Source organism: Methylolobus aquaticus, assembly GCF_054172105.1.
On sequence record NZ_JBSYXP010000003.1, the window covers coordinates 87,471 to 108,620 of the forward strand.

Genomic DNA, 21,150 nt, shown 5'->3' on the forward strand with positions numbered 1-21,150 from the left:
TACGCCCCATATTCCGCTGAGTCGGGCGAAGCCGCATACCGAACTGTTTTCGTGGTGTTTCGGGAGGTAAATCTGAAAAGGATGGTCGCGATATCTGTTGTCCGACTTGTCGTCGGCGCTTGGTTGTGCGCTCTGGTCGTGGAACCCGGAGTGGCAGCGGAACGGAAGCTGCACCTGATGGGCTCCGGGGCGAGTTTCCCTGCCCCGCTTTACTACGAGTGGTTCAAGAGTTTCTCCAAGAGCCATAAAGGTGTCCTCATTGCCTATCATGCCAAGGGCAGTGGCGCAGGGATTCACGATTTCCTCGATAGGGTGGTCGATTTCGCCGCGAGCGATTCGGCGATGAAGCCCGAGGATATCGCCAAAGTGCCGGGTGGCGTCCAACTCCTGCCCATGACGGCGGGTGAGATCGTGCTGGCTTACAACCTGCCCGGCATGACAGCTGAACTGAAGTTGCCGCGCAGCGTGTACCCCGCATTCTTCCTGGGGGAAATCCGTCGCTGGAACGACGAGCGAATCGTTCGTGCCAACCCGGGGGTGACCCTGCCCGACCTGCCGATCACCGTGGTCCGGCGAGCCGACAGCAGCGGCACGACGTTCGTCTTTACCAATCATCTCAGCGCGGTCAGCCCGAAATGGAAGGACGGGCCCGGCGCCGGCAACACCGTTGAATGGCCACACTTCGACCATTTCGTGGCAGCACCGAAAAACGACGGCGTCATGGAAGTCATCAAGCGCACGCCAGGAGCGATCGGGTATGTGGATTACGTTCAGGCCAAGGGAGCGGGCGTGGCTGTAGCCACTTTGCAGAACAAAGCCGGCACTTACGTCAAGCCAGGCATCGACGGTGGCGAGGCGACACTGGCGGACGCGCGCCTTGCGGACGATCTGATCGCGTGGGTCCTCGATCCGGAAGCCGCGACCGCTTATCCCATCGCGACGTTCTCCTGGATGATTTTCTACAAGGACAACGGCGATGCCGACAAAGCCCGCGTGCTGCGAGAACTGGTCGAGTTCGGTCTGACCGAGGGACAGAAGCGGTCTGCGGAGATGGGATACCTTCCGCTCCCCGAGGCGGTCGTGCAGCGGGTGCGAAGCGCGGCCGGCAACATACGATGAAGCGATGGGACTAGCGGGCATCCCGGGATAGGACCGGCATAAGGTCCCGGTGACGGTGTGCGCGGACTCGCCGTGGCGCCCGATAGGTAGCGCTGCGCCCGTTGTCGCGACACTTCGAACTCTTTCGCGGAGAGGCAGTCATAGGGTTACGTGTCTGGAACGACGCAGACTACTCATCTCCTCCCTTATGAGTAGTTTCAATCCCGGCTTCCCCAAGTCGGGGATTTGCTCCGAGGCGCTGCCCCTTTGCGCTTCGGAGCCTTTTTATGCGGCGAGCCGCATGAGTGCTCCCAAACACTCACACCCTAGCCATACCCGAGTACATCGTCCAGGGCGGCGTGCGCCTGATCAAGGCCGGTGCGATCCAGCGACGAGAACAGTTGAACCGTCGTCCGCACATCGTTCCCTTCGCGCAGGGCACGCTCCGTCTGTAGCAGCGTGGCCTTGGCCGCCCCGCGTCCCAGTTTGTCCGCCTTCGTCAGCAAAATATGGGCGCGCAGACCGAGCTCCCCGCACCAGTTGATCATCAGGCAGTCGAAATCGGTGAGCGGATGGCGGATGTCCATCGCCAGGAAGATGCCCGCGAGGCTCTGGCGTTCGGCCAGATAGGCTTCCACGACGCGATGCCAGGTGCCACGTTGTTTGGCGCTGACCTTCGCGTAGCCATAGCCGGGAAGGTCGACGAGCCGATGTTCGGGATCGACCTCGAAGAAATTCAGCAATTGCGTGCGCCCGGGCGTCTTGCTGGTCCGCGCCAGATTCTTCTGCATCACGATCGTATTGATGGCGCTGGACTTTCCGGCGTTCGATCGTCCGGCGAAAGCCACTTCGGCGCCTTCGTCTGGCGGGGCGTCCTTGACGGCTGGAGCGCTGGTGAGGAAGTGACTGCGGTGATATCGGGATTGGGTCACGGCGGGGAGGGCGCGGCTGGGGTTGCGTTGGGCCTCAAAGTTTACCTATATTTCCGCAGCCATCGTAAAATCGCGACGCTCGGGAAGACAGACCTTCCCCGGGGCGTGGCTTTCACACCTCTGATCGACGAGGCATTCCATGACACGAATTCTCTGGGTCCTGCTCAGCGCGGCGGCCGCGTTAGCGGCACCGGTCGCACTCGGTGCCGGAGACCCGACCGAAGGCAAGCAAAAGGCAGAGAGCTGTGGCGGTTGCCACGGCCCTGACGGAAACGGGGCCGCGCCCATCTTTCCGAAGCTCGCCGGGCAGCACGCGAGCTACCTGACGAAACAGTTGCACGATTTCAAGACCGAGAAGCGCCCGGAACCGACCATGACCGCGATGGCCCTCGCCCTGAGCGATGACGACATGGCCGACATTGGCGCGTTTTATGCCGCTCAGGCCGTTCAGGTGGAGGCGGCCCAGGAGAATGAGTTGGGTCGGACGATCTACCGGGCCGGCGATCCCCAGCGCGGCGTACCGGCTTGCACCGGTTGTCACGGACCTGAAGCCAAGGGCAACGAGCCGGCCGGTTACCCGGCGCTGCGGGGGCAGTATGCGGCCTACCTCAGCAAGACCCTGCACGACTTCAAGGGCAAGGCCCGTTACAACGACACCAACGAGATGATGCGTGTGGTGGCGGCTCACTTGACCGACGAGGAAATCACGGGGCTTTCGGAATACATCGCGGGTTTGCGTTGAGTCGCCCCGAGGCGCCGCGCGGTGTCGTCCGCGAGGGCGGCGGTTTTGTTTGATCTACGAGGCTGCGAGACATCGACAACATCATGAAGACACACTTCCCAAGGACGTTCGCACGGACCGCTGTTTCGCTCTGGCTGGCGTTGGGCGCGCTGATTGCTTCACCGTCGCTGTACGCGACCGACCACAGCCCGCGGCCCGACCTCGGCTACGAGATGGTCGAGCCGCCACAGCCCACCGCCGACCCGTCGAAGGTCGAGGTGCTGGAGTTCTTCTGGTACGGATGTCCGCATTGCTACCATCTCGAGCCCGACCTGAATGCGTGGCTCAAGAAGAAGCCGGACAACGTCGAATTCATTCGTCAGCCGGCCATATTCAACGAGCGCTGGGGCGCTCACGCGAAGGCCTTCTTCACAGCCGAAGCGCTGGGCGTTCTCGACAAGATGCACTCCGACTTCTACGAGGCCATCCAGAACCAGAACCGCAAGCTCGAGACCGAGGACGAGTTGGCCCCGTTCTTCAAGGAGCACGGCATCGCGGAGGCGGACTTCCGAAAGGCCTACAAGTCGTTCGCGGTGGACACGAAAATGCGTCAGGCGGCGACCATGGCCCAGAGATACGGTATCACCGGCACGCCGGCAGTCGTGATCAATGGTAAGTACCGCACCAGCGGGTCGTTGGCCAAATCATTTCCGCGCATGATCGAGATCATGAATCAGCTGATCGCTCAGGAGAGCGCTGCGCTGAAGCCGGCAAAGAAGTGAGCGCCGCCACCACGAGCCCCCTACCCGTCGCTTTGCGCGGGCAGTGACCCTGAAGGAAGGGGATGCCTCGTTCCTGGTCGAGCCGCCGTCCAGTGGCTATCCCGGCTACGCGTCTCTGGCGCACGTGAGCGGCAGTTCCCGGCCGCGGGTGCTGCAGGTCGCCAGCTTCAATATCCAGACCGGCATCAGCACCAGCAGTTATCGCGATTACATCACGGGTAGCTGGCGCCACATCTGGCCGTCGACCAAGCGGCTGCCGAACCTGAACCGGATCGCCCAAATCCTGAAGCCTTTCGATATCGTTGGGCTGCAGGAAGTCGACGGGGGCGGTGCGCGCAGCCACCATATCGTCCAGACGCAGTACCTGGCCGAACATGGCGGGTTCGCGCACTGGCACAATCAGGTTAACCGCCGTTTCGGAAACATCGCGCTGCACAGCAATGGCCTGTTGAGCCGCCTGCGTCCCGACGAGGTCCACGACTACAAGCTGCCCGGGCTGCCGGGTCGCGGCGCCGTGGTCGCGCGCTTCGGCAAGCCTTCCAAGCAGGCGCTCTATGTCTGCGTGCTGCATCTCGCGCTGAGCCGTCGGGCGCGATTGCGGCAGGTCCGCTTCGTCAGTGAGCTGATCAGCCACTTTCCGAACGTGATCCTGATGGGCGATCTGAACTGCGAGCCCGGTTCGCCCGAACTGCGCCTGCTGGCCGAGTCCACGCATCTGTGCGATCCGATGTGTGACCTGAAAACCTTCCCGAGCTGGCATCCGGACAAGATGCTCGATCACATCCTGGTCACGCCGAGCCTGCGGACCGAACATGTCCGGGTGCTCAATTTCCCGTGTTCCGACCATCTTCCGATCGCGATGGACGTGCGGTTGCCCGATGGCCTAGCGCTCAACGTCTGAAGGCCGCCGCCGTCCGGCCGCGGATGACCTCTTTATGGTTCGGTGGGGGCGGATGGGTCTGGCCGGGCGGCTCGCGGAGCGGGCAGCGCCTCTGTTTCAAGGGTTCTCTCCCCTGGTGGAAGGCTTGCCGTGCGGGTTCTCGCGGTTCCGGGCGCGGCGGGGAATTCTTCCCGCCCGGGTTCCGGCGAAGCTCCCGAAGGTCCCGATTGTCGGCGCCGCGGATATATTCCTTTTACCAGAACGAGCCCTTATACTGCCCGCGGTGCCGGCCAGTACGGCCTATTGATGGGCTGTGCCCTAATCCAACTATTCCGACCGAGAGGGGAACGAAGTGCAAAACAAGAACTTAATAGCCAGTTTGCTTGCAGCCTCCGCTTTGGGGAGCACCATGGCGGGCGCCACGACCTATCCTCCTGGTTTCGAGCCGGAGGTGATCTATCAGGACAGCGACTACATCGAGAAGTCCGGAGGCGCCACGAAGGCAGCGCCGGCTCCCGCCCCGGCTGCAGCAGCACCGGCAGCGAAGGCAGACAGCACGAAGTATCCGGCTGGTTTCGAGCCGGAGGTGCTCTACCGTGATGCCGAGGCGATCAAGAAGGCGACGGGTCCGGCCACGGTTTCAAGCGCGTCCTCGTCCGCAAGCACCTCGTCTGCGGCGGCGGCAAAGTCGGCACCCGCGACTGAAAAGGCTGGCAATCCCCTGTCGGAGAACGCCCCTCTGATCGGTATCGGCGTGCTCGCGCTGGCCGGGCTGTTCTTCTGGAAAAAGCGCTCGGGCGCAGGGGAAGGTGCTCCGGCGGCGTCCGCCCCCGCGGCAGTGGCTCCCGCTGGACGACTGGCGGGTGAAACCGGCGTGGCAAGTTACTTGCGCAGCACCTTGGGTGTGACCGTTGAAACCGGTGTCAGCAAATACCTGAAGGGCATCCAGGGTGCCGCATCCGCCGCTGCGGAAACCGGCGTTGCCAAGTATCTGAAGAGCCTACCCGCGTCCTCGTCTTCCGCGGGCGCTGCGGAGACCGGAGTTGCGAAGTATCTGAAGAAGGTGGGATAGTTCGCTTCCCCAAGACGTTGCGCACGATGCCCGGCTCGATGCCGTTCAATGAGCTTGCGGCCACTTTGTTCGCAGTCGGCCGCTACGCTGAGCCGCCAGGTCTTCCTAAGGTGTGTTCCGCAGATCGAGCCGAGCGGCGTGCGTTGACAGCTTTGTTCTTTGTTCTGTACAGTTGAGAAACAGTGCATTTAGCCACTGCTTGCACTCGCAGCAACCGGCCACCCCATTAACCAACGATAAAACATCGGAGAAAATACAATGGCACGACCACTGATTCAATTGGCGCTGGATTCCCTGGATGTCAACCAAACGCTGAAGCTGGCTCAGCTCGCAGCCCCGTACGTTGACATCTTCGAAATCGGCACGCCTTGCATCAAGCACAATGGGGTCCCGCTCGTCAAGGAATTGAAGCGCCGCTTCCCGAACAAGCTGCTGCTGGTCGACCTCAAGACGATGGATGCCGGCGAATACGAAGCTACCCCGTTCTATGCCGCTGGCGCAGACATCTGCACCGTGCTGGGCGTCTCGGGTCTGCCGACGATCGCTGGTGTGATCAAGGCGGCCAACGCTCATGGCGCTGAAGTTCAGGTCGACCTGATCAATGTTCCCGACAAGGTTGGCTGCGCACGCGAGTCCGCCAAGATGGGCGCACAGATCATCGGCGTTCACACCGGTCTCGACGCTCAGGCTGCTGGCCAGACGCCGTTCGCCGATCTCCAGGCGATCACGAAGCTGGGTCTGCCGGTTCGCGTCTCGGTTGCCGGCGGCATCAAGCAGTCGACGGTTCAGCAGGTTGCCAAGGCGGGTGCCAACATCGTCGTGGTCGGTGCGGCCATCTACGGTGCGCCGTCCCCGGCCGACGCTGCCCGCGAGATCTTCGAACTCGCCAGCGCTGTTTAATCTCTACCAGGACTTCATATGCATCAGCAACTTATCATAGATAAGATTTCCGGTATCCTTGAGGCTACCGATTCGACCTATGATGAAAAGCTTACGGAACTGCTGGACAAAGCGTCCCGCATCTTCGTTGCCGGTGCCGGCCGGTCTGGGTTGATCGCGAAATTCTTTGCCATGCGACTGATGCATGGCGGGTACGACGTCTACGTCGTTGGGGAAATCGTGACGCCCAGCCTGCGCAAGGGTGATCTGCTGATCGTGATTTCGGGCTCGGGCGAGACCGAAACGATGATCGCCTTCACGAAGCGGGCCAAGGAACTGGGAGCCTACATCGGGCTGATCTCGACCAAGACCAGTTCGACGATCGGCGACATGGCCGACATGGTGATCCGCATCGGTTCGCCGGAGCAGTACGGGAAGGTTGTGGGCATGCCCATGGGCACGACGTTCGAACTGTCGACGTTGATGTTCCTGGAGGCGACCATCGCCCACATCATCCACGAGAAGGGCATTCCGGAAGAAGAGATGAGGACCCGTCACGCCAATCTGGAGTAATCGTATCCGGGGTATGCCCCGATCCAGTTGGTGGCGGCCGAGTTCGATACCCCAGGGTCTCGACTCGGCCGCCAGTGACCTAAGGCCCTTCCCGGGCGGTAACACGGTTGCCGACGGGAAGGGCCTTAGCCGTTCAAGTGTATGAAGGAAGTGGCTTTCTTTTGCGCGTCCATGGGCCAATACAGAGTCCGGTCGGAATCCCGCAGCGCCTCGCAGATTGCCCGACCTTATGATTCACCCAAGAAACACTGACTGTTCGACGCCCCCGTTTCCCGCTATAACGTTGCGCTCGCGGAGGGACGCTCAGTACGTCGGCCTCCCGGCCTCGGCAAGCGCGTGACTTTGGCTGTCGGGCTGATGATAATAAAGCGATTTTTGTTCATCAAACAACTAAGGAGAAGAACATGCCTTCGCGCCGAGAACTAGCCAACGCCATCCGCGCCCTGAGCATGGATGCGGTCCAGAAAGCGAACTCCGGTCATCCGGGCGCTCCGATGGGAATGGCGGACATCGCCGAGGTGTTGTGGAACGATTACCTGCGCCACAACCCCGCCAACCCGAAGTGGCCGGATCGCGACCGGTTCGTGCTGTCGAACGGCCATGGCTCGATGTTGCTGTACTCCTTGTTGCACCTGACCGGCTACGCCTTGCCGGTTGAAGAACTCGCCAACTTCCGTCAGCTGCATTCCAAGACTCCGGGTCATCCGGAGTACGGTTACGCGCCCGGCGTCGAGACCACCACCGGTCCGCTGGGTCAGGGCATCACGAATGCTGTCGGATTCGCCATCGCGGAGCGCACTCTGGCCGGGCAGTTCAACCGTCCCGGACACAAGATCGTCGACCATTACACCTATGCGTTCCTGGGTGATGGCTGCCTGATGGAAGGCATCTCCCATGAAGCGTGTTCGCTGGCCGGTTCGATGAAGCTCGGCAAGCTGATCGCCTTCTACGACGATAACAACATCTCGATCGACGGTGAGGTTCGTGGCCATGGCGGGACGCCGGGCTGGTTCATGGACGACACGCCGAAGCGCTTTGCGGCCTACGGCTGGCATGTGATTCCGAAGGTTGACGGTCACGATCCCGAAGCCGTCAAGAAGGCTATCGAAGAGGCTCGCTCGGTCACCGACCGCCCGTCGATCATCTGCTGCCAGACGATCATCGGCTGGGGTTCCCCGAACAAGCAGGGCAAGGAAGAATGCCACGGCGCGGCGCTGGGCAACGACGAAGTGGCGTTGGTCCGCGAAACCATCGGCTGGCCGCATGCCCCGTTCGTGATTCCGGAAGAAATCTACGAAGGCTGGGATGCGAAGGAGTGCGGTGCCAAGGCCGAAGGCGACTGGAACGACCGTTTCGAGAACTATCGCAGCGCGTTCCCGGAGCTGGCTGCCGAGTTCGAGCGCCGCATGGCCGGCGAATTGCCGAGCGACTGGGCCGAGAAGTCCGCTGCGTTCATCGCCAAGGTCAACGAAAAGGCCGAGACCATCGCCAGCCGCAAGGCCTCCCAGAACACCCTGAATGGCTATGGCCCGTTGTTGCCGGAATTGTTGGGCGGTTCGGCTGACCTGGCGGGTTCCAACCTTACCTTGTGGTCGGGATGCAAGGACGTGAACGCCGAAGGCCACAACGGCAACTACGTCTACTACGGCGTGCGTGAGTTCGGCATGTCGGCCATCATGAATGGCATTACGCTGCACGGCGGCTTCAAGCCGTATGGCGCGACCTTCCTGATGTTCTCCGAGTATGCCCGTAACGCCCTGCGCATGGCGGCCCTGATGAAGGCGCCGACGCTCTTCGTCTATACCCATGACTCGATCGGTCTGGGCGAAGACGGCCCGACGCATCAGCCGGTGGAACAGACCGCGACCCTGCGCATGATCCCCAACATGCACGTCTGGCGTCCGTGCGATGCGGTCGAGTCCGCCGTCTGCTGGAAGGAAGGCATCGAGCGCACTGAAGGTCCGTCGACGCTGATCTTCTCGCGGCAGAACCTGCCTCACATGAGCCGCACCCCCGAGCAGATCAAGGCAATCTCGCGCGGTGGCTACGTGCTCCGTGACTGCGCCGGCACGCCGGATGCGATCATCATCGCGACTGGTTCGGAAGTCGAAATCGCTGTCAAGGCGGCCGAGGAACTGAGCGGCAAAGGCAAGAAGATCCGCGTCGTTTCGATGCCGTCGACCAACGTCTTCGACGCTCAGGATCAGGCCTATCGCGATTCCGTGCTGCCGCCGTCCGTTACGAAGCGCGTGGCAGTCGAGGCGGGTGTCACCGACGGCTGGTGGAAGTATGTCGGCAGCGCCGGCAAGGTCCTCGGTCTGGACCGCTTCGGCGAGTCGGCGCCGGCGGGCCTGCTGTTCAAGGAGTTTGGGTTCACTGCGGAGAACGTGGTCAAGCACGTCGAAGCGGTACTCTAAGGAACTCCGAACACAAGCCGTACTGGCTTGGTTTTGGCGATATTTCCCTGCATCGCGGGAAGCCCTGAATAAACCAGGGCTTTCCTGAAGGGAGACTTCCCGGCTGGGGAACGGGGCTCCGTCTCGTCCCCTCGGCACCCCGGTCGCACATGGCCGGGTAATCGCGCGCGGCCCTGCACCTGCGGCCGCCACGAAGGAGTGGCCCGGTCCTCAGCCTGCCGCCTTGCGGCAGGGTTGAGCCCCGGTCCTCGTTTCGGTAATCGCTAACCTCAGCGAGGTGCAGTTCGACCGTTCCGTGCGAGCGCAGTCCCGCACGTTGCGATTTCTCCTCTGGCAACTTTGGGTGTGCGTTAGGCATGCCGCAACAGGATGAGTGATATGGCACAGAAAATCTCAGACATCGTTAAGCCTGGCGTCGTTACCGGTGAGGACGTACAGAAAGTCTTCGCAGCCTGCAAGGCCAACAAGATGGCCCTGCCGGCAGTTAACGTCATCAGCACCGATTCGATCAATGCGGTGCTGGAGGCGGCGGCGAAGGTCAAGTCGCCCGTCATCATCCAGTTTTCCAACGGCGGCGCGCAGTTCGTTGCCGGCAAGGGTCTGAAGCTCGACGGTCAGCAGTCCAACATCCTCGGCGCGATCTCGGGCGCACGTCACGTGCATCTGATGGCCGAGCACTATGGTGTGCCCGTCATCGTTCATACCGATCATGCCGCGAAGAAGCTGTTGCCGTGGATCGACGGCCTGCTGGATGCCGGCGAGGAGCACTATGAGCGCACTGGCAAGCCGCTGTTCAGCTCGCATATGCTCGATCTCTCGGAAGAGAGCCTGAAGGAAAACATCGAGATCTGCGGCAAGTACCTGGAGCGCATGTCGAAGATGGGCATGACGCTGGAGATCGAACTCGGTGTGACCGGCGGTGAGGAAGACGGTGTCGACAACAGCGGTCTGGACCACTCGATGCTGTACACCCAGCCGGAAGACGTGGCCTACGCCTACACCCACCTGAGCAAGATCAGCCACCGCTTCACGATCGCCGCGTCGTTCGGCAACGTGCACGGTGTCTACAAGCCGGGCAACGTGAAGCTGACCCCGACCATCCTGCGCGACTCCCAGGCCTATGTGTCCGAGAAGTTCAGCGTGCCGGCGAACACCCTGAACTTCGTGTTCCACGGCGGCTCCGGCTCCAGCCCTGAGGAAATCGCGGAGTCCATCAGCTACGGTGTCATCAAGATGAACATCGACACCGACACGCAGTGGGCGTACTGGGACGGCATCCGTCAGTTCTACATCAAGAACGAGGGCTATCTGCAGGGTCAGATCGGTAACCCGGAAGGGGACGACAAGCCGAACAAGAAATTCTACGACCCGCGCGTGTGGGTCCGCGCCGCCCAGGTCAGCATGGTCACCCGCCTGGAACAGGCCTTTGCCGATCTGAACGCGACGAACTCGCTCTAGGGCTGAGCTTTCGTCTCCGGAGAGGCCGATGCACTCGCATCGGCCTTTTCGTTTGCGCGGGCGGTCCGAACCCGTGTACGGCGCCATCGAAAGCGGAGTTATGGGGTGGTCCCCGGCTTCGCACTGCGCCGCAAGCCACTGTTTGGTGGTGCGGAATCAGTTTTGGCCGAGCGGTATTTGCAACGGCGCGGGGATCCCGTTCGGGCATCTCCCATCGGCGAAAAAGTTGCGGTAGAATCCCGAGGCTGCCAACCGATCGGCTCGCTGCGAGCCGGATCGAATCGGTCTACGACGACCATCCGCAGGATCATCATCCAATCGAGGTAACACACTATGGCGAACTTACTGGAACAACTGCGCAAGATGACGGTAGTGGTAGCCGATACCGGCGACCTGGCGTCCATTGAAAAATTCAAGCCCCAGGACACCACGACCAACCCCAGCCTGATCACCGCGGCGGCCCAGATGCCGGAATACCAGGTCATCGTCGACGAGACGCTGCTGCAGGCCAAGAAAGATGCCGGCGAGTCCGCTTCGAAGGCTGCGATCCTGTCACTGGCATTTGATCGTCTGGCCGTCTCCTTCGGCAAGAAGATCCTGGACATCGTCCCGGGCCGTGTCTCGACCGAAGTCGATGCGCGCCTGTCCTATGACACCGAAGGCACCGTCAAGAAGGCACACTTCCTGATCTCGGAGTACGAGAAGGCGGGGATTGACCGCAAGCGCGTCCTGATCAAGATCGCGGCCACCTGGGAAGGTATTCGTGCCGCCGAGATCCTCGAGAAGGAAGGCATCCATTGCAATCTGACGCTGCTGTTCGGTCTGCATCAGGCCATCGCCTGCGCCGAGGCCGGCATCACGCTGATCTCGCCGTTCGTCGGCCGCATCCTGGACTGGTACAAGAAGGACACCGGCAAGGACTACGCGCCGGCCGAAGATCCGGGCGTGCTGTCGGTGACGACCATTTACAACTACTACAAGAAGTTCGGCTACAAGACCGAAGTCATGGGCGCGAGCTTCCGTAACATCGGTGAAATCACCGAACTGGCCGGCAGCGACCTGCTGACCATTTCGCCGGGCCTGTTGAAGGAACTCGAAGCAACCGAGGGCACCTTGGTGCGCAAGCTCGATCCGGCCAATGCGGCAACGATGGACATCACGAAGATCACGGTCGACAAGGCAACCTTCGACGCGATGCACGCGGCCGACCGGATGGCGACCGACAAGCTCAGCGAAGGCATCGACGGTTTCGCGAAGGCCCTCGAAACACTCGAGGCGCTGCTGGCCAACCGTCTGGCTCAGCTCGAAAGCGGTGTAGCGGTCGGCGCGGCCGCCTGATAAGACCCGCCTAGCGCAGGACCGCTCGAAACAGGCTTCGTTCGCGAAGCCTGTTTCGTTTCCGGCGACGAGAAATTTCGCAGGTCGGTGGGTTCGTCCCCGACCCCGCCGTACAGATGTTCTGCCGTCGCCGCGACGGTCCTATTTTTCCGATTCGCCAAACTTCTCAAGGATAGCCAATATGACAGTCAAGTTTCCGATCGATCCCGCCGCATTCAAGCCCCTGGAACTGGATCCGGCCAACCCGAAGCTGAGCGCCGCGCAGCGCGAAACGCTCGCGAACAACATTCAGTTCTGCCGCGATGCGATCGTCTTCTTCACCGCAACCGGCGCCGCGCGCGGCGTGGGCGGACACACTGGCGGACCGTATGACACGGTGCCGGAAGTGATGATCATGGATGCCTTCTTCCGCGGTAGCCCGAACAAGTTCGTGCCGATCTTCTTCGACGAAGCCGGCCACCGCGTGGCGACGCAATACCTGATGTCTGCGCTCTACGGGCACATGCCGTTCGAGCATCTGACCAACTACCGCGCCGCGCACTCCAAACTGCCTGGCCATCCGGAACTCGGCCTGACGCCTGGCGTCATGTTCAGCTCGGGCCGGCTCGGCCACATGTGGCCGCACGTCAACGGCGTGGCCATGGCCAACCCGGACAAGATCGTGTTCTGCCTGGGTTCCGACGGCTCGCAGCAGGAGGGCAACGACGCCGAAGCCGCCCGTATCGCGGTCGCCCGTCGCCTGAACGTCAAGCTCATCATCGACGATAACGACGTCACGATCGCCGGCCATCCGTCGCATTATCTGCAAGGCTACAACGTAACCGCGACGCTGGCCGCTCACGGCCTGACGGTCACGGAAGGCGATGGCGAAGACCTCGAATCGCTTTACTGGCGGATGTGCGAAGCGGCAGTGGCCCCCGGCCCGTTCGCCGTCGTCAACAAGCGGAAGATGTGCGCCGGTATCGACGGACTCGAAGGCTCGACCCACGGTCACGACGTGATCTCGGTCGAAAAGGCCATCGCTTACCTCGAGAAGCGCGGACATACCGATGCCGTGAACTTCCTGAAGAACATCGAGAAGCCCAAGGACACCTACGTCTACCAGGGCTCCGGCAAGAATTCCGATGCCAACCGCAACGTCTTCGGCGACGCGGTCGTGTCGGTGCTGGGCAAGATGAGCGAAGCCGAGCGCAAGGAAAAGGTCGTCGTCATCGACAGCGACCTGGAAGGTTCCTGCGGTCTGAAGAAGATCCACGATGCCTATCCGGACATCTTCGTGCCGTCCGGCATCATGGAACGCGCCAATTTCGCCGCGGCCGCCGGCTTCGGCATGGAGCCGGGCAAGCAGGGCATCTTCGGCACCTTCAGCGCGTTCCTGGAGATGATCATCTCCGAGATCACGATGGCGCGCCTGAACAAGTGCAACGTGTTGTGCCACTTCTCGCATTCCGGCATCGACGACATGGCGGACAACACCTGCCATTTCGGGATCAACAACATGTTCGCCGACAATGGGCTGGAAGACGGCTACGACACCAAGCTGTACTTCCCGGCCGATGCCGCGCAGATGAAGGCCGTCGTCGAATCGGTGTTCCATAACCCGGGTCTGCGTTTCATCTTCTCGACCCGTTCGAAGACGCCGAACATCCTGGACGAAAAGGGCAACGACTTCTACGGCGCCGGCTACAAATTCGTGCCGGGGAAGGACGAGGTCATCCGCGAGGGCACGGCCGGCTACATCGTCAGCTATGGCGAGTCGCTATACCGTGCGCTGGATGCGGTCGAGCGCCTGAAGGCCGAAGGCATCGATGTCGGCCTGATCGCGAAGCCGACGCTGAATGTCATCGATGAGGATATGCTCGCGAAGGTCGGCAAGGCTCCGTTCGTGATGGTCGTCGAGGCCTTCAACCGCAAGACCGGCCTGGGCAGCCGTTTCGGTTCCTGGCTGCTGGAGCGCGGTTTGACGCCGAAGTTCGCCTACCTCGGCACGCATGAGGAAGGCTGCGGCGGTCTGTGGGAACAGTTCCCGCACCAGGGTATCGACCCTGTTGGCATCATGAAGAAAGTGAAGTCGCTGGTCGCTTAACGACCCTAGGCCGCGGGGCGCTTGCCAGCGTCTCGCGGCCCCTGTTTTCGGGGTGACGCCGAGTGCGGCGGGCCCCTTTCCCTCCGGTGCCGCTGCCGTGCGGCCAGCGCTCCGATTCACCGCGAACACGCCAGGAGCGAGCATGACCGATCAAGCCAAACTCCGTTGGGGCATCCTCGGCGCCGCGCGCGTCAACGAGCGCCTGTTACCGGCTATTGTCGAGGCATCCAACGCCGAACTCGTCGCGATCGCCAGCCGGCGTCCCGGCGCTTCAGCTGACACGCTTGCGAAATACGCACCGCAGCAGTCCGGTGTCGCGACCTACGATGCACTGGAGCCGCTGCTGGACGATGCACGGGTCCAGGCCGTCTACCTGCCGATGGCGAATCACGAGCATGCCGAATGGGCGTTGAAGGCCATCGCACGCGGGAAGCACGTATTGTGCGAGAAACCGATGGCGCTGACGGTCGCTGACATCGACGCGATCGAAGCGGCCGCGCAGAAGCAAAAGGTCACGGTCATGGAAGGCTTCATGTACCGTTTCCATCCGCAACATGCGCGGGTGCTGGAAATCCTGGCCTCCGGTCGGATCGGCGAGGTGCGAACGGTGCGGGCGACCTATTCGTTCACGATGCGGCCGGCACGTATGTACCGCCTCGTCGAGCCCGTGGCGCGCGGGGGCGGCGCGATGTGGGACATCGGTTGCTACGCGATCCACTCGGGTCGGCTGTTTTTCGACGGCGCTCCGAAGGCTGCGACGGCCATCGCCCGCTATGTCGAGAGCGGTGCTGACATCACGACCAGCGGTGTTCTGGATTACGGCCACGGCCGCCATCTGCTGTTCGATTTCAGCTTCGAACGGGCGCGCCGGTCGGAATACGAGGTGATCGGCACCAAGGGCGGCCTCAAATGCCACACGGTCTGGCAGCTCCCCGGCGATGTGCCGGTGATTTCCTGGTGGACCGAGGACGGTTGGGAGGTGACCGAGCAAATGCCGCCGGCGAATCATTTCCGGCTGGAGATCGAACACTTCAGCGACTGCGTGTTAAACGGTAAGCCGCCGGCGCTGTCGCTCGCCGATGCCAAGCTGAACTGTGCGGCGATCAATGCGGCGATGCGCTCCGCCGCCGAGAAGCGGACGGTCGAACTCGCCTGACCGGATTCGTGAGAACGTGAGAACGGGGCGGCGCCAGGCCGCCCCGGTCGATTCAGACTTGCGCCAACACGGTCTCGGCGTTCGAGACTTCGAACTTGCCGGGGGCTTCCACGCCGACGTAGGTGACGACACCGTCCTTGGCGACCAGCGCGAAACGCTGGCAGCGCATGCCCATGCCCTTTTCGGTCAGATCAAGCTCCACCCCGAGTGCCTTCGCGTAGTGGGCGCTGCCGTCAGCCATCATGCGTACCTTGCCGTCGGCCTTTTGCTCCCGTCCCCAGGACGCCATCACGAAGCCGTCGTTGACGGCCATGCACCAGATCTCATCGACGCCCTTGGCCTTGAACTGATCGGAAAGGGCGATGAAGCCCGGCAGGTGCTGGGCCGAGCACAGCGGTGTAAAGGCACCCGGCACGCCGAACAGCACGATGGTCTTACCCTTGACCAGATCCCCGACGGCGAGGGCCTGCGGTTTCATCGGGCAGTGGGTGGTCGAATCGAACTCGGTCGATTCGCTGAGGGTGCCTTCGGGCAGGTTGTCGCCAACTTTGATGGTCATGAGAACTCCTGTCGGTCGTTTAGGTGATCATCCGGCCGGGCTTGACCGGCAACTGGCCGATAACCATGCGTCGCGCTCAGGAAATTGTCAAGCGCTTGCGAACGCTGGTGGCCGCGCGACGGCACCGGGCCGCCGCGCGGGGATCCGGCGCTACGCTTCCTCTGTCGTTTCCTTTGGAGTTTCGGACGGGACTCCGGTCCACATCGTCGGCCACAGGTCTCGCGGTGCCCACATCTGCGCGAACGATGTGAAGATCATGATCGTCGAGGCCAGCGAGTAGCCGATACCGCCGAGCATCGTCAGCCAGGCGAAGACCGGGTGGTATTTCGTCAGCCACCACGACAGCACGTCGACGACCAGGAACGCGAACGGCGTCGAGATCAGCACGAGCTTCCACTTCAGCGGGAACTCGGCGAGCCCGAAGATCCAGCCGACGAACAGGAAGATGAAGGCGATACCGAACAGGTGGATGTGTGACACGCGGGTCAGTGAACCGATGCTGGCGCCCTCGTCGACCGCGGCCACTTTTTTGACTGCCGCCAGCTCGGTGAAGTTGGGTAGGCCGGACTCGGCGTTGTGGCAGGAGAGGCAGTGCTTCTGGAACAGAGGCTGAATCTTCGAGTTCCACTCGTCTGCTGGCGCTTCGTCACGGGCCCACTGGATAATCTCGAATCGGACTTCATCCGGCGCCATGGCCTTCATCTGCCCATTCAGCATGCTTTCGAGTTTCGATCCCGAGCGGTTGCCGTGATAGCTGTAGACGATATCGTTGAGCGACAGGCCCGGCTTGCCGTCCGCCATACCATGGGTCAGCATGATCTGCGCACCAGCCATCATTAGCCCCACGCCGATGACCAAAAGAAATCCGGTGAACAGCACCTTGTAGGCTTGCGGCAGTCTTGCCAGGGTCGTGACTTGTATCATGCGATCGAACTCCTGAGGCTAGTGAAGGTATTCGGTGGTTGAGTCATCCTCGCCGGATCCCTGCGGCAGGCGTGAAGTCGTGATGTTGTCCGACATCGTCTGCGGGCCAGCCCGTGCCCGTGCCCAATCGACGGGCGTGTTCAGTGCGGCTGTTGAACGACGCGGGTGCGCAGATGCTCGCCCAGACGCCGCATCGCCGGCGACGGATCGTCCGGCGCCAGACGCACGTTGATCACGCTCGGCCCGCTGCGGTCGGAGGCCGCGCTCATCAACGCGCTTTCGAATTCATCCTCGGACCCGGCATCATACCCATGCAGCGGCCCGAAAACTTCGCTCAGCCGATGGAAAGCCCACTCGGCGATGTCGTTGAACGGCCCGTCGAGGATATAGCGCTCGGTGCTGTAGCCGCGATTGTTGAAGACGATGATAATCGTGTCCTGTTTCAGCCGCGCGATCGTCGACAATTCCGTGCCGGTCATCTGGAAGGCGCCGTCGCCGACCAGCACCAGAACCCGCGATTCGGGCCGCGCCACTTTCGCGCCGAGTGCAGCCGGCATCGCATAACCCATGGTCGTGTAATAAGCCGAAGCGAGAAACGCCGCGCTGTCGTGCACGCGCAAGTCCAGCGCCGCGAACAGACAGTCGCCGGTATCCGAGACCACAGTGGTCTCCGGTGTCAGGAAATCGTTCAGCCGCGCGATCAGGCGCGCGACCGTCATGGCTGCGCCGGACTTGGGGAAATCCGGTAGCGGGCGGTCGCCCCGGTTCGCCAGCCTGGCCGGAGGACGCGGTGCCAGCCGATCCGCAAGTCCGGCGGCAAAGTCGCCGAGCGCGACGCCCGGGTAGCGATGGTGCCGGATCACGACCTCGTCCTGACTGGCGCGGATCATCCGCTGCGGGTCCAGCCGCGCACTGAAGATGCCGAGATCGATATCGTTCATCGTCATGCCGAGGATCAGTTGCACGTCGGCCTGCTCGACCGTCTGCCGTGTGGCTTCGGCACCCATCGCACCTTCGTAGACGCCCAGGTAGAGGGGATGACGCTCGCCGATCACGGATTTCCCGGTCAGCGTTGCCGCCACAGGCAATTGCGCCCGCTCGACTAGCCGCATCAGGATCGGCTGCAGCCCGCGGCGATGCAGCTCGACTCCGGCAATCAGCACGGGCGACCCGGCTGCCTCCAGCAACGTCACGGCCTCTTCAACCGCTTCGCGCAGGGAACCGGCATCGCCGGTCGTCTGTTCGGGCGTGTCGGACGCCGGCATCGGGTAACCCGGCGTGTCGACCCTGTCGCGAGGCAGTTCGATGTACACCGGCTGACAATAATGCAGGGCGGCCGCCAACGTGCGGTCGATCTGCCGGAACGCGATCATCGGATCGTCCAGCACCGCCGTGGCGCACGTGATGCGCTCAAAGATCTCACGCTGGAAGTTGAACGGACCGAAGCGGTGGTGGATCAGCGGGTCCTTCTGTTGCTCGACCACGCCGGGTGCACCGCTGATCACGACGACCGGCGACGACTCGGCATGTGCGCCGGCGATCGCATTGACGACACTCAGCGCTCCAACGCCATAGGTCACGGCCAGCGCGCCGGCCCCGCGGCAGCGCGCGTAGCCATCGGCGGCAAAGGCGGCGGTGTCCTCCCGCGTCGTCCCGACGAGCTCGAGCGGGCTTGCGTCGAGTTGCTGATAGAAGCGGAGGATGTAATCTCCCGGAACGCCGAACACATGGCGAATGCCTACGCGGAGCAAGCCCTGCAGCAGGTAGTCGCCTAGCGTGACGACTTCGGACATGACATGAGTGCCCCAGCGATCATGTTGTCCATTATCGCGTGCCGACGGGGTCAGGGCCAGCGGCCCGGCGCCCGGCTTGGGGAATGCGGTGTTCGCTGGGAGGCGATAGATGCGATGGGGTGCCGTGCTCGACGGGCTACGCAGTCAACGCGAGGCCATCCCCGACTTGGCTCGTGTATTCAGCGCCTACCGCATCGAACCGATTCCGAATCAGGCGCCGAACACCCGCCTGCGACAATATCCGTCGGCGGAGGTGGTCGATCTGTGGATAAACGCAGACGAGGGCTTGCGCGAGGCCCAATCGCTTCCAGGGGTCAACGCGCGGGCACTGCCGCGCGCGCTGGCTCAGACACCGTTCTTTTTCAGAAATACCCGGCAGGCGGAACTGACCGTGTAGTTCCCGGCCCAACGGCCCCTGATTTCCTGCACCACCTGAATGAACGGTTCGGGGTTGGCAGAGTACTGCAGGAAGTTGATCGCCAGCAGCACGAGGCTCCCGTTCGTGCTTCGCAGATAGTTCATCAAGGCGTCACGGGCAAGGTCGTTCTGGAAGTTGTGATAGCTGACCGCTGCCGCCGCAATAGCGGCCGGCGGATATGAGTCAGTCGACGCCTTCGACAACTGCGTCTGATAATTCGACAAATCGGCCGTTGATTGCGATCGCAGGCCTACAGCGGCCCAATAGCGAACGATCTTGTTGCTGCTCGACAGCCAGCCGATCTGCTGCTGTGTGTAACGGGCGCTCCGCCTGCCGGAAATCTTGGCCGCCGCCTGGATCGCGCCAATCGGGAACTTGGTGTTGTCGAGCCGATAATCGTAGGGAGCGGTCAGGCGCGCGATCTGTCCCAACTCATACTCCGGAAGCAACAGGACATCCCGCGAGCTGACGAGGTTGCTGTTGACCGCATCCCTCAGACGGGTCACGACTGCGGAGTGCGAACCACTGAATGCCAGATTGTTAAGTTCCCAGGGATCGTTCGCAAGATCGAACAGGAATTCCGCGGGACGGGTCTGCAGGGCGCGCGCCTGCACCGGTGTCAGCAGACCGCTCGCGAAGTCGCCCCTGATCAGTTTCATGATGTCGCTGTTTTCGACCGAATCCACGGTGTACCGGAGTTCGGGTATGAACGGCATGAAATTGCGCGAATAGAGGTAACGGCCATCGGTCGCGCTCCTGACGAAGTCGATGCCACTGTCCGCTCGGTCGCTCGAGAGGAACAGCACATCCTTCGGCGCAGTGCGGTCGGTGCCCAGGAACGGTCTTCCCTTCAGATGGCCGGGGCGGGGCACACCGGCCAGGCTCAGTACCGTCGGGGCGAGATCCTCGAAGCTGATCAGTTCGTTGGTAACGGCCGGAATCGGGCCCCAGGGCGATAGCGCCTGATACTGCGCTGGAAACCAGATGGCGAAGGGAACGCGATAGCCCAGGCCGATGCCGTTTGTCTTTCCCCTCGGCATCGCCTCGCCATGATCCGCGAAGAAAAAGATGATCGTGCTGTCGAGCAGATTATCGGTCCGAAGGCGCTCCAATAACTGACCGATGCGCTTGTCGACCAACGACAAGGCGTTGTAGACACGGGCGAAACTCCGACGCATCGCAGCGGAGTCACGATAGAAGGGCGGCATTGCGAAGCCACGGTCGTCGATGGTCTCGCCCGGACCAAGTTGCGCCAGGACATCCGAGACGTACTGATCGTACGGCCAGACCATCGTGCGGAATTGGTGGGAGTCCTCATAGTTGAAGACCGAGAAAAACGGCTGTCCCGGCCGACGTCCCCACCACCCGGCCTCGCTCGAATTCGCGTTCCAGGCCTCCTTGTTGAAGGCCGCTCCGTTCGCAATGTTGTAGTCGGTCTTGCTGTTGTTGCTGGTGTAATATCCGGCTTGGCGGAGATAGTAGGGAAACCCCTTGATATTCGCCGGGATCGGAAACTGGCTACGGTGATGCCCCGTACCGAGCTCATAGGTTCGGACACCCGTGATGATTGTCGAGCGGCTCGGGGAGCAAACGGTGCCAGTCGAGAACGCATTCGTAAACCGAACCCCTTCCTGAGCCAACCGATCGATATTCGGGGTATGGGCGTCGCTGTTCCCATAAGCTCCAATGAACTGTGGGGAGGTATCCTCTATTGTGATCCACAGAATGTTCGGCTGTGGAGCCGCTCTGACTAGCCCGAAATTGAGGGTGGCCAGTAGTATTAATATCAAGTAAAGGAGATGCGCACGGCGCATAGGGATCCTCCGATAAAAGCGGCATTACTACTTTCTTTAGGTCAAAAGATTAAGGTTGATGGGAGCTCTCAACAATAGGTATGAATACCTATTACGTATTTGATAGACGAGCTTTTATGTCAGAATATGTCTCGGTTGGCGGGCTACGGGAGAAGAGGGGTGATCGTCGGGCCTTATGCATCATCTGGAGGCGATGTTTGCAGCCGTTAGCGGGTGTGTCGGATATTTCGATTATCGTGTCGGAATGGTC

18 protein-coding genes are annotated in these 21,150 nt (G+C 61.9%); 13 read left to right on the forward strand and 5 right to left on the reverse strand.

The annotated features are described in order from the left end of the window. The first annotated feature begins 150 nt into the window (after nt 1-150). Nucleotides 151-1,119 (forward strand): phosphate ABC transporter substrate-binding protein PstS, encoded by a 969-nt coding sequence (pstS, locus tag ACW73L_RS04825; protein ID WP_498920349.1) that lies wholly within the window; start codon nt 151-153, stop codon nt 1,117-1,119. A 305-nt stretch (nt 1,120-1,424) separates the two neighbouring features. Here the strand turns inward: pstS and yihA are convergent, their stop codons facing one another. Further along, nucleotides 1,425-2,030 carry a ribosome biogenesis GTP-binding protein YihA/YsxC gene (yihA, locus tag ACW73L_RS04830; protein ID WP_498920350.1) on the reverse strand — a complete coding sequence of 202 codons (606 nt, stop codon included), beginning with the start codon at nt 2,028-2,030 and terminating at the stop codon, nt 1,425-1,427. 139 nt (nt 2,031-2,169) lie between these two features. On the opposite strand from yihA, the gene ACW73L_RS04835 reads away from it, so the two are divergent. The 11 genes from ACW73L_RS04835 to ACW73L_RS04885 all read left to right on the forward strand — a co-directional run bounded on the left by ACW73L_RS04835 (nt 2,170) and on the right by ACW73L_RS04885 (nt 15,392). Further along, nucleotides 2,170-2,772 (forward strand): c-type cytochrome, encoded by a 603-nt coding sequence (locus tag ACW73L_RS04835; RefSeq protein ID WP_139556109.1) that lies wholly within the window; start codon nt 2,170-2,172, stop codon nt 2,770-2,772. Nucleotides 2,773-2,855: 83 nt separating this feature from the next. Beyond that, nucleotides 2,856-3,533 carry a thiol:disulfide interchange protein DsbA/DsbL gene (locus ACW73L_RS04840; protein WP_498920352.1) on the forward strand — a complete coding sequence of 226 codons (678 nt, stop codon included), beginning with the start codon at nt 2,856-2,858 and terminating at the stop codon, nt 3,531-3,533. 43 nt (nt 3,534-3,576) lie between these two features. Beyond that, a complete protein-coding gene (locus tag ACW73L_RS04845) occupies nt 3,577-4,434 on the forward strand; it encodes an endonuclease/exonuclease/phosphatase family protein (protein WP_498920353.1) in 858 nt (285 codons plus the stop codon). A 331-nt stretch (nt 4,435-4,765) separates the two neighbouring features. Beyond that, entirely contained in the window at nt 4,766-5,485 is a 720-nt protein-coding gene (locus ACW73L_RS04850) for a hypothetical protein (RefSeq protein WP_498920354.1), read from the forward strand. A gap of 258 nt (nt 5,486-5,743) precedes the next feature. Continuing rightward, entirely contained in the window at nt 5,744-6,385 is a 642-nt protein-coding gene (gene hxlA, locus ACW73L_RS04855) for a 3-hexulose-6-phosphate synthase (RefSeq protein WP_129884376.1), read from the forward strand. Between the two features lie 18 nt (nt 6,386-6,403). Continuing rightward, on the forward strand, nt 6,404-6,937 hold the full coding sequence (gene hxlB / locus ACW73L_RS04860) for a 6-phospho-3-hexuloisomerase (RefSeq protein WP_129884377.1): 534 nt from the start codon (nt 6,404-6,406) through the stop codon (nt 6,935-6,937). Between the two features lie 404 nt (nt 6,938-7,341). Then, a complete protein-coding gene (tkt, locus tag ACW73L_RS04865) occupies nt 7,342-9,354 on the forward strand; it encodes a transketolase (protein WP_498920356.1) in 2,013 nt (670 codons plus the stop codon). 378 nt (nt 9,355-9,732) lie between these two features. After that, nucleotides 9,733-10,812, forward strand: a complete 1,080-nt coding sequence (fbaA, locus tag ACW73L_RS04870; protein WP_139556105.1) for a class II fructose-bisphosphate aldolase — start codon at nt 9,733-9,735, stop codon at nt 10,810-10,812. A gap of 333 nt (nt 10,813-11,145) precedes the next feature. Beyond that, a complete protein-coding gene (locus tag ACW73L_RS04875; RefSeq protein WP_129884380.1) occupies nt 11,146-12,150 on the forward strand; it encodes a transaldolase in 1,005 nt (334 codons plus the stop codon). Between the two features lie 181 nt (nt 12,151-12,331). After that, nucleotides 12,332-14,236 (forward strand): thiamine pyrophosphate-binding protein, encoded by a 1,905-nt coding sequence (locus ACW73L_RS04880; protein WP_498920359.1) that lies wholly within the window; start codon nt 12,332-12,334, stop codon nt 14,234-14,236. Between the two features lie 142 nt (nt 14,237-14,378). Next, nucleotides 14,379-15,392 carry a Gfo/Idh/MocA family protein gene (locus ACW73L_RS04885; protein ID WP_498920361.1) on the forward strand — a complete coding sequence of 338 codons (1,014 nt, stop codon included), beginning with the start codon at nt 14,379-14,381 and terminating at the stop codon, nt 15,390-15,392. Nucleotides 15,393-15,444: 52 nt separating this feature from the next. Here the strand turns inward: ACW73L_RS04885 and ACW73L_RS04890 are convergent, their stop codons facing one another. From ACW73L_RS04890 to ACW73L_RS04900, 3 genes are all read right to left on the reverse strand, one after another. Next, nucleotides 15,445-15,951, reverse strand: a complete 507-nt coding sequence (locus ACW73L_RS04890; protein WP_498920363.1) for a peroxiredoxin — start codon at nt 15,949-15,951, stop codon at nt 15,445-15,447. 150 nt (nt 15,952-16,101) lie between these two features. Beyond that, complete coding sequence (locus ACW73L_RS04895; RefSeq protein WP_498920365.1) at nt 16,102-16,875, reverse strand: Aq_1264-related membrane protein; 774 nt, start codon at nt 16,873-16,875, stop codon at nt 16,102-16,104. Between the two features lie 140 nt (nt 16,876-17,015). After that, nucleotides 17,016-18,668, reverse strand: coding sequence for an alpha-keto acid decarboxylase family protein (locus tag ACW73L_RS04900; RefSeq protein ID WP_498920367.1), 1,653 nt, complete (start codon nt 18,666-18,668; stop codon nt 17,016-17,018). Nucleotides 18,669-18,777: 109 nt separating this feature from the next. Here ACW73L_RS04900 and ACW73L_RS04905 point away from each other — a divergent pair, with 109 nt between their 5' ends. Next, on the forward strand, nt 18,778-19,065 hold the full coding sequence (locus ACW73L_RS04905; RefSeq protein ID WP_498920369.1) for a hypothetical protein: 288 nt from the start codon (nt 18,778-18,780) through the stop codon (nt 19,063-19,065). Here the strand turns inward: ACW73L_RS04905 and ACW73L_RS04910 are convergent. Further along, nucleotides 19,014-20,900, reverse strand: a complete 1,887-nt coding sequence (locus tag ACW73L_RS04910; protein ID WP_498920371.1) for a sulfatase family protein — start codon at nt 20,898-20,900, stop codon at nt 19,014-19,016. The genes ACW73L_RS04905 and ACW73L_RS04910 overlap by 52 nt on opposite strands. Between the last annotated feature and the right edge of the window lie 250 nt (nt 20,901-21,150).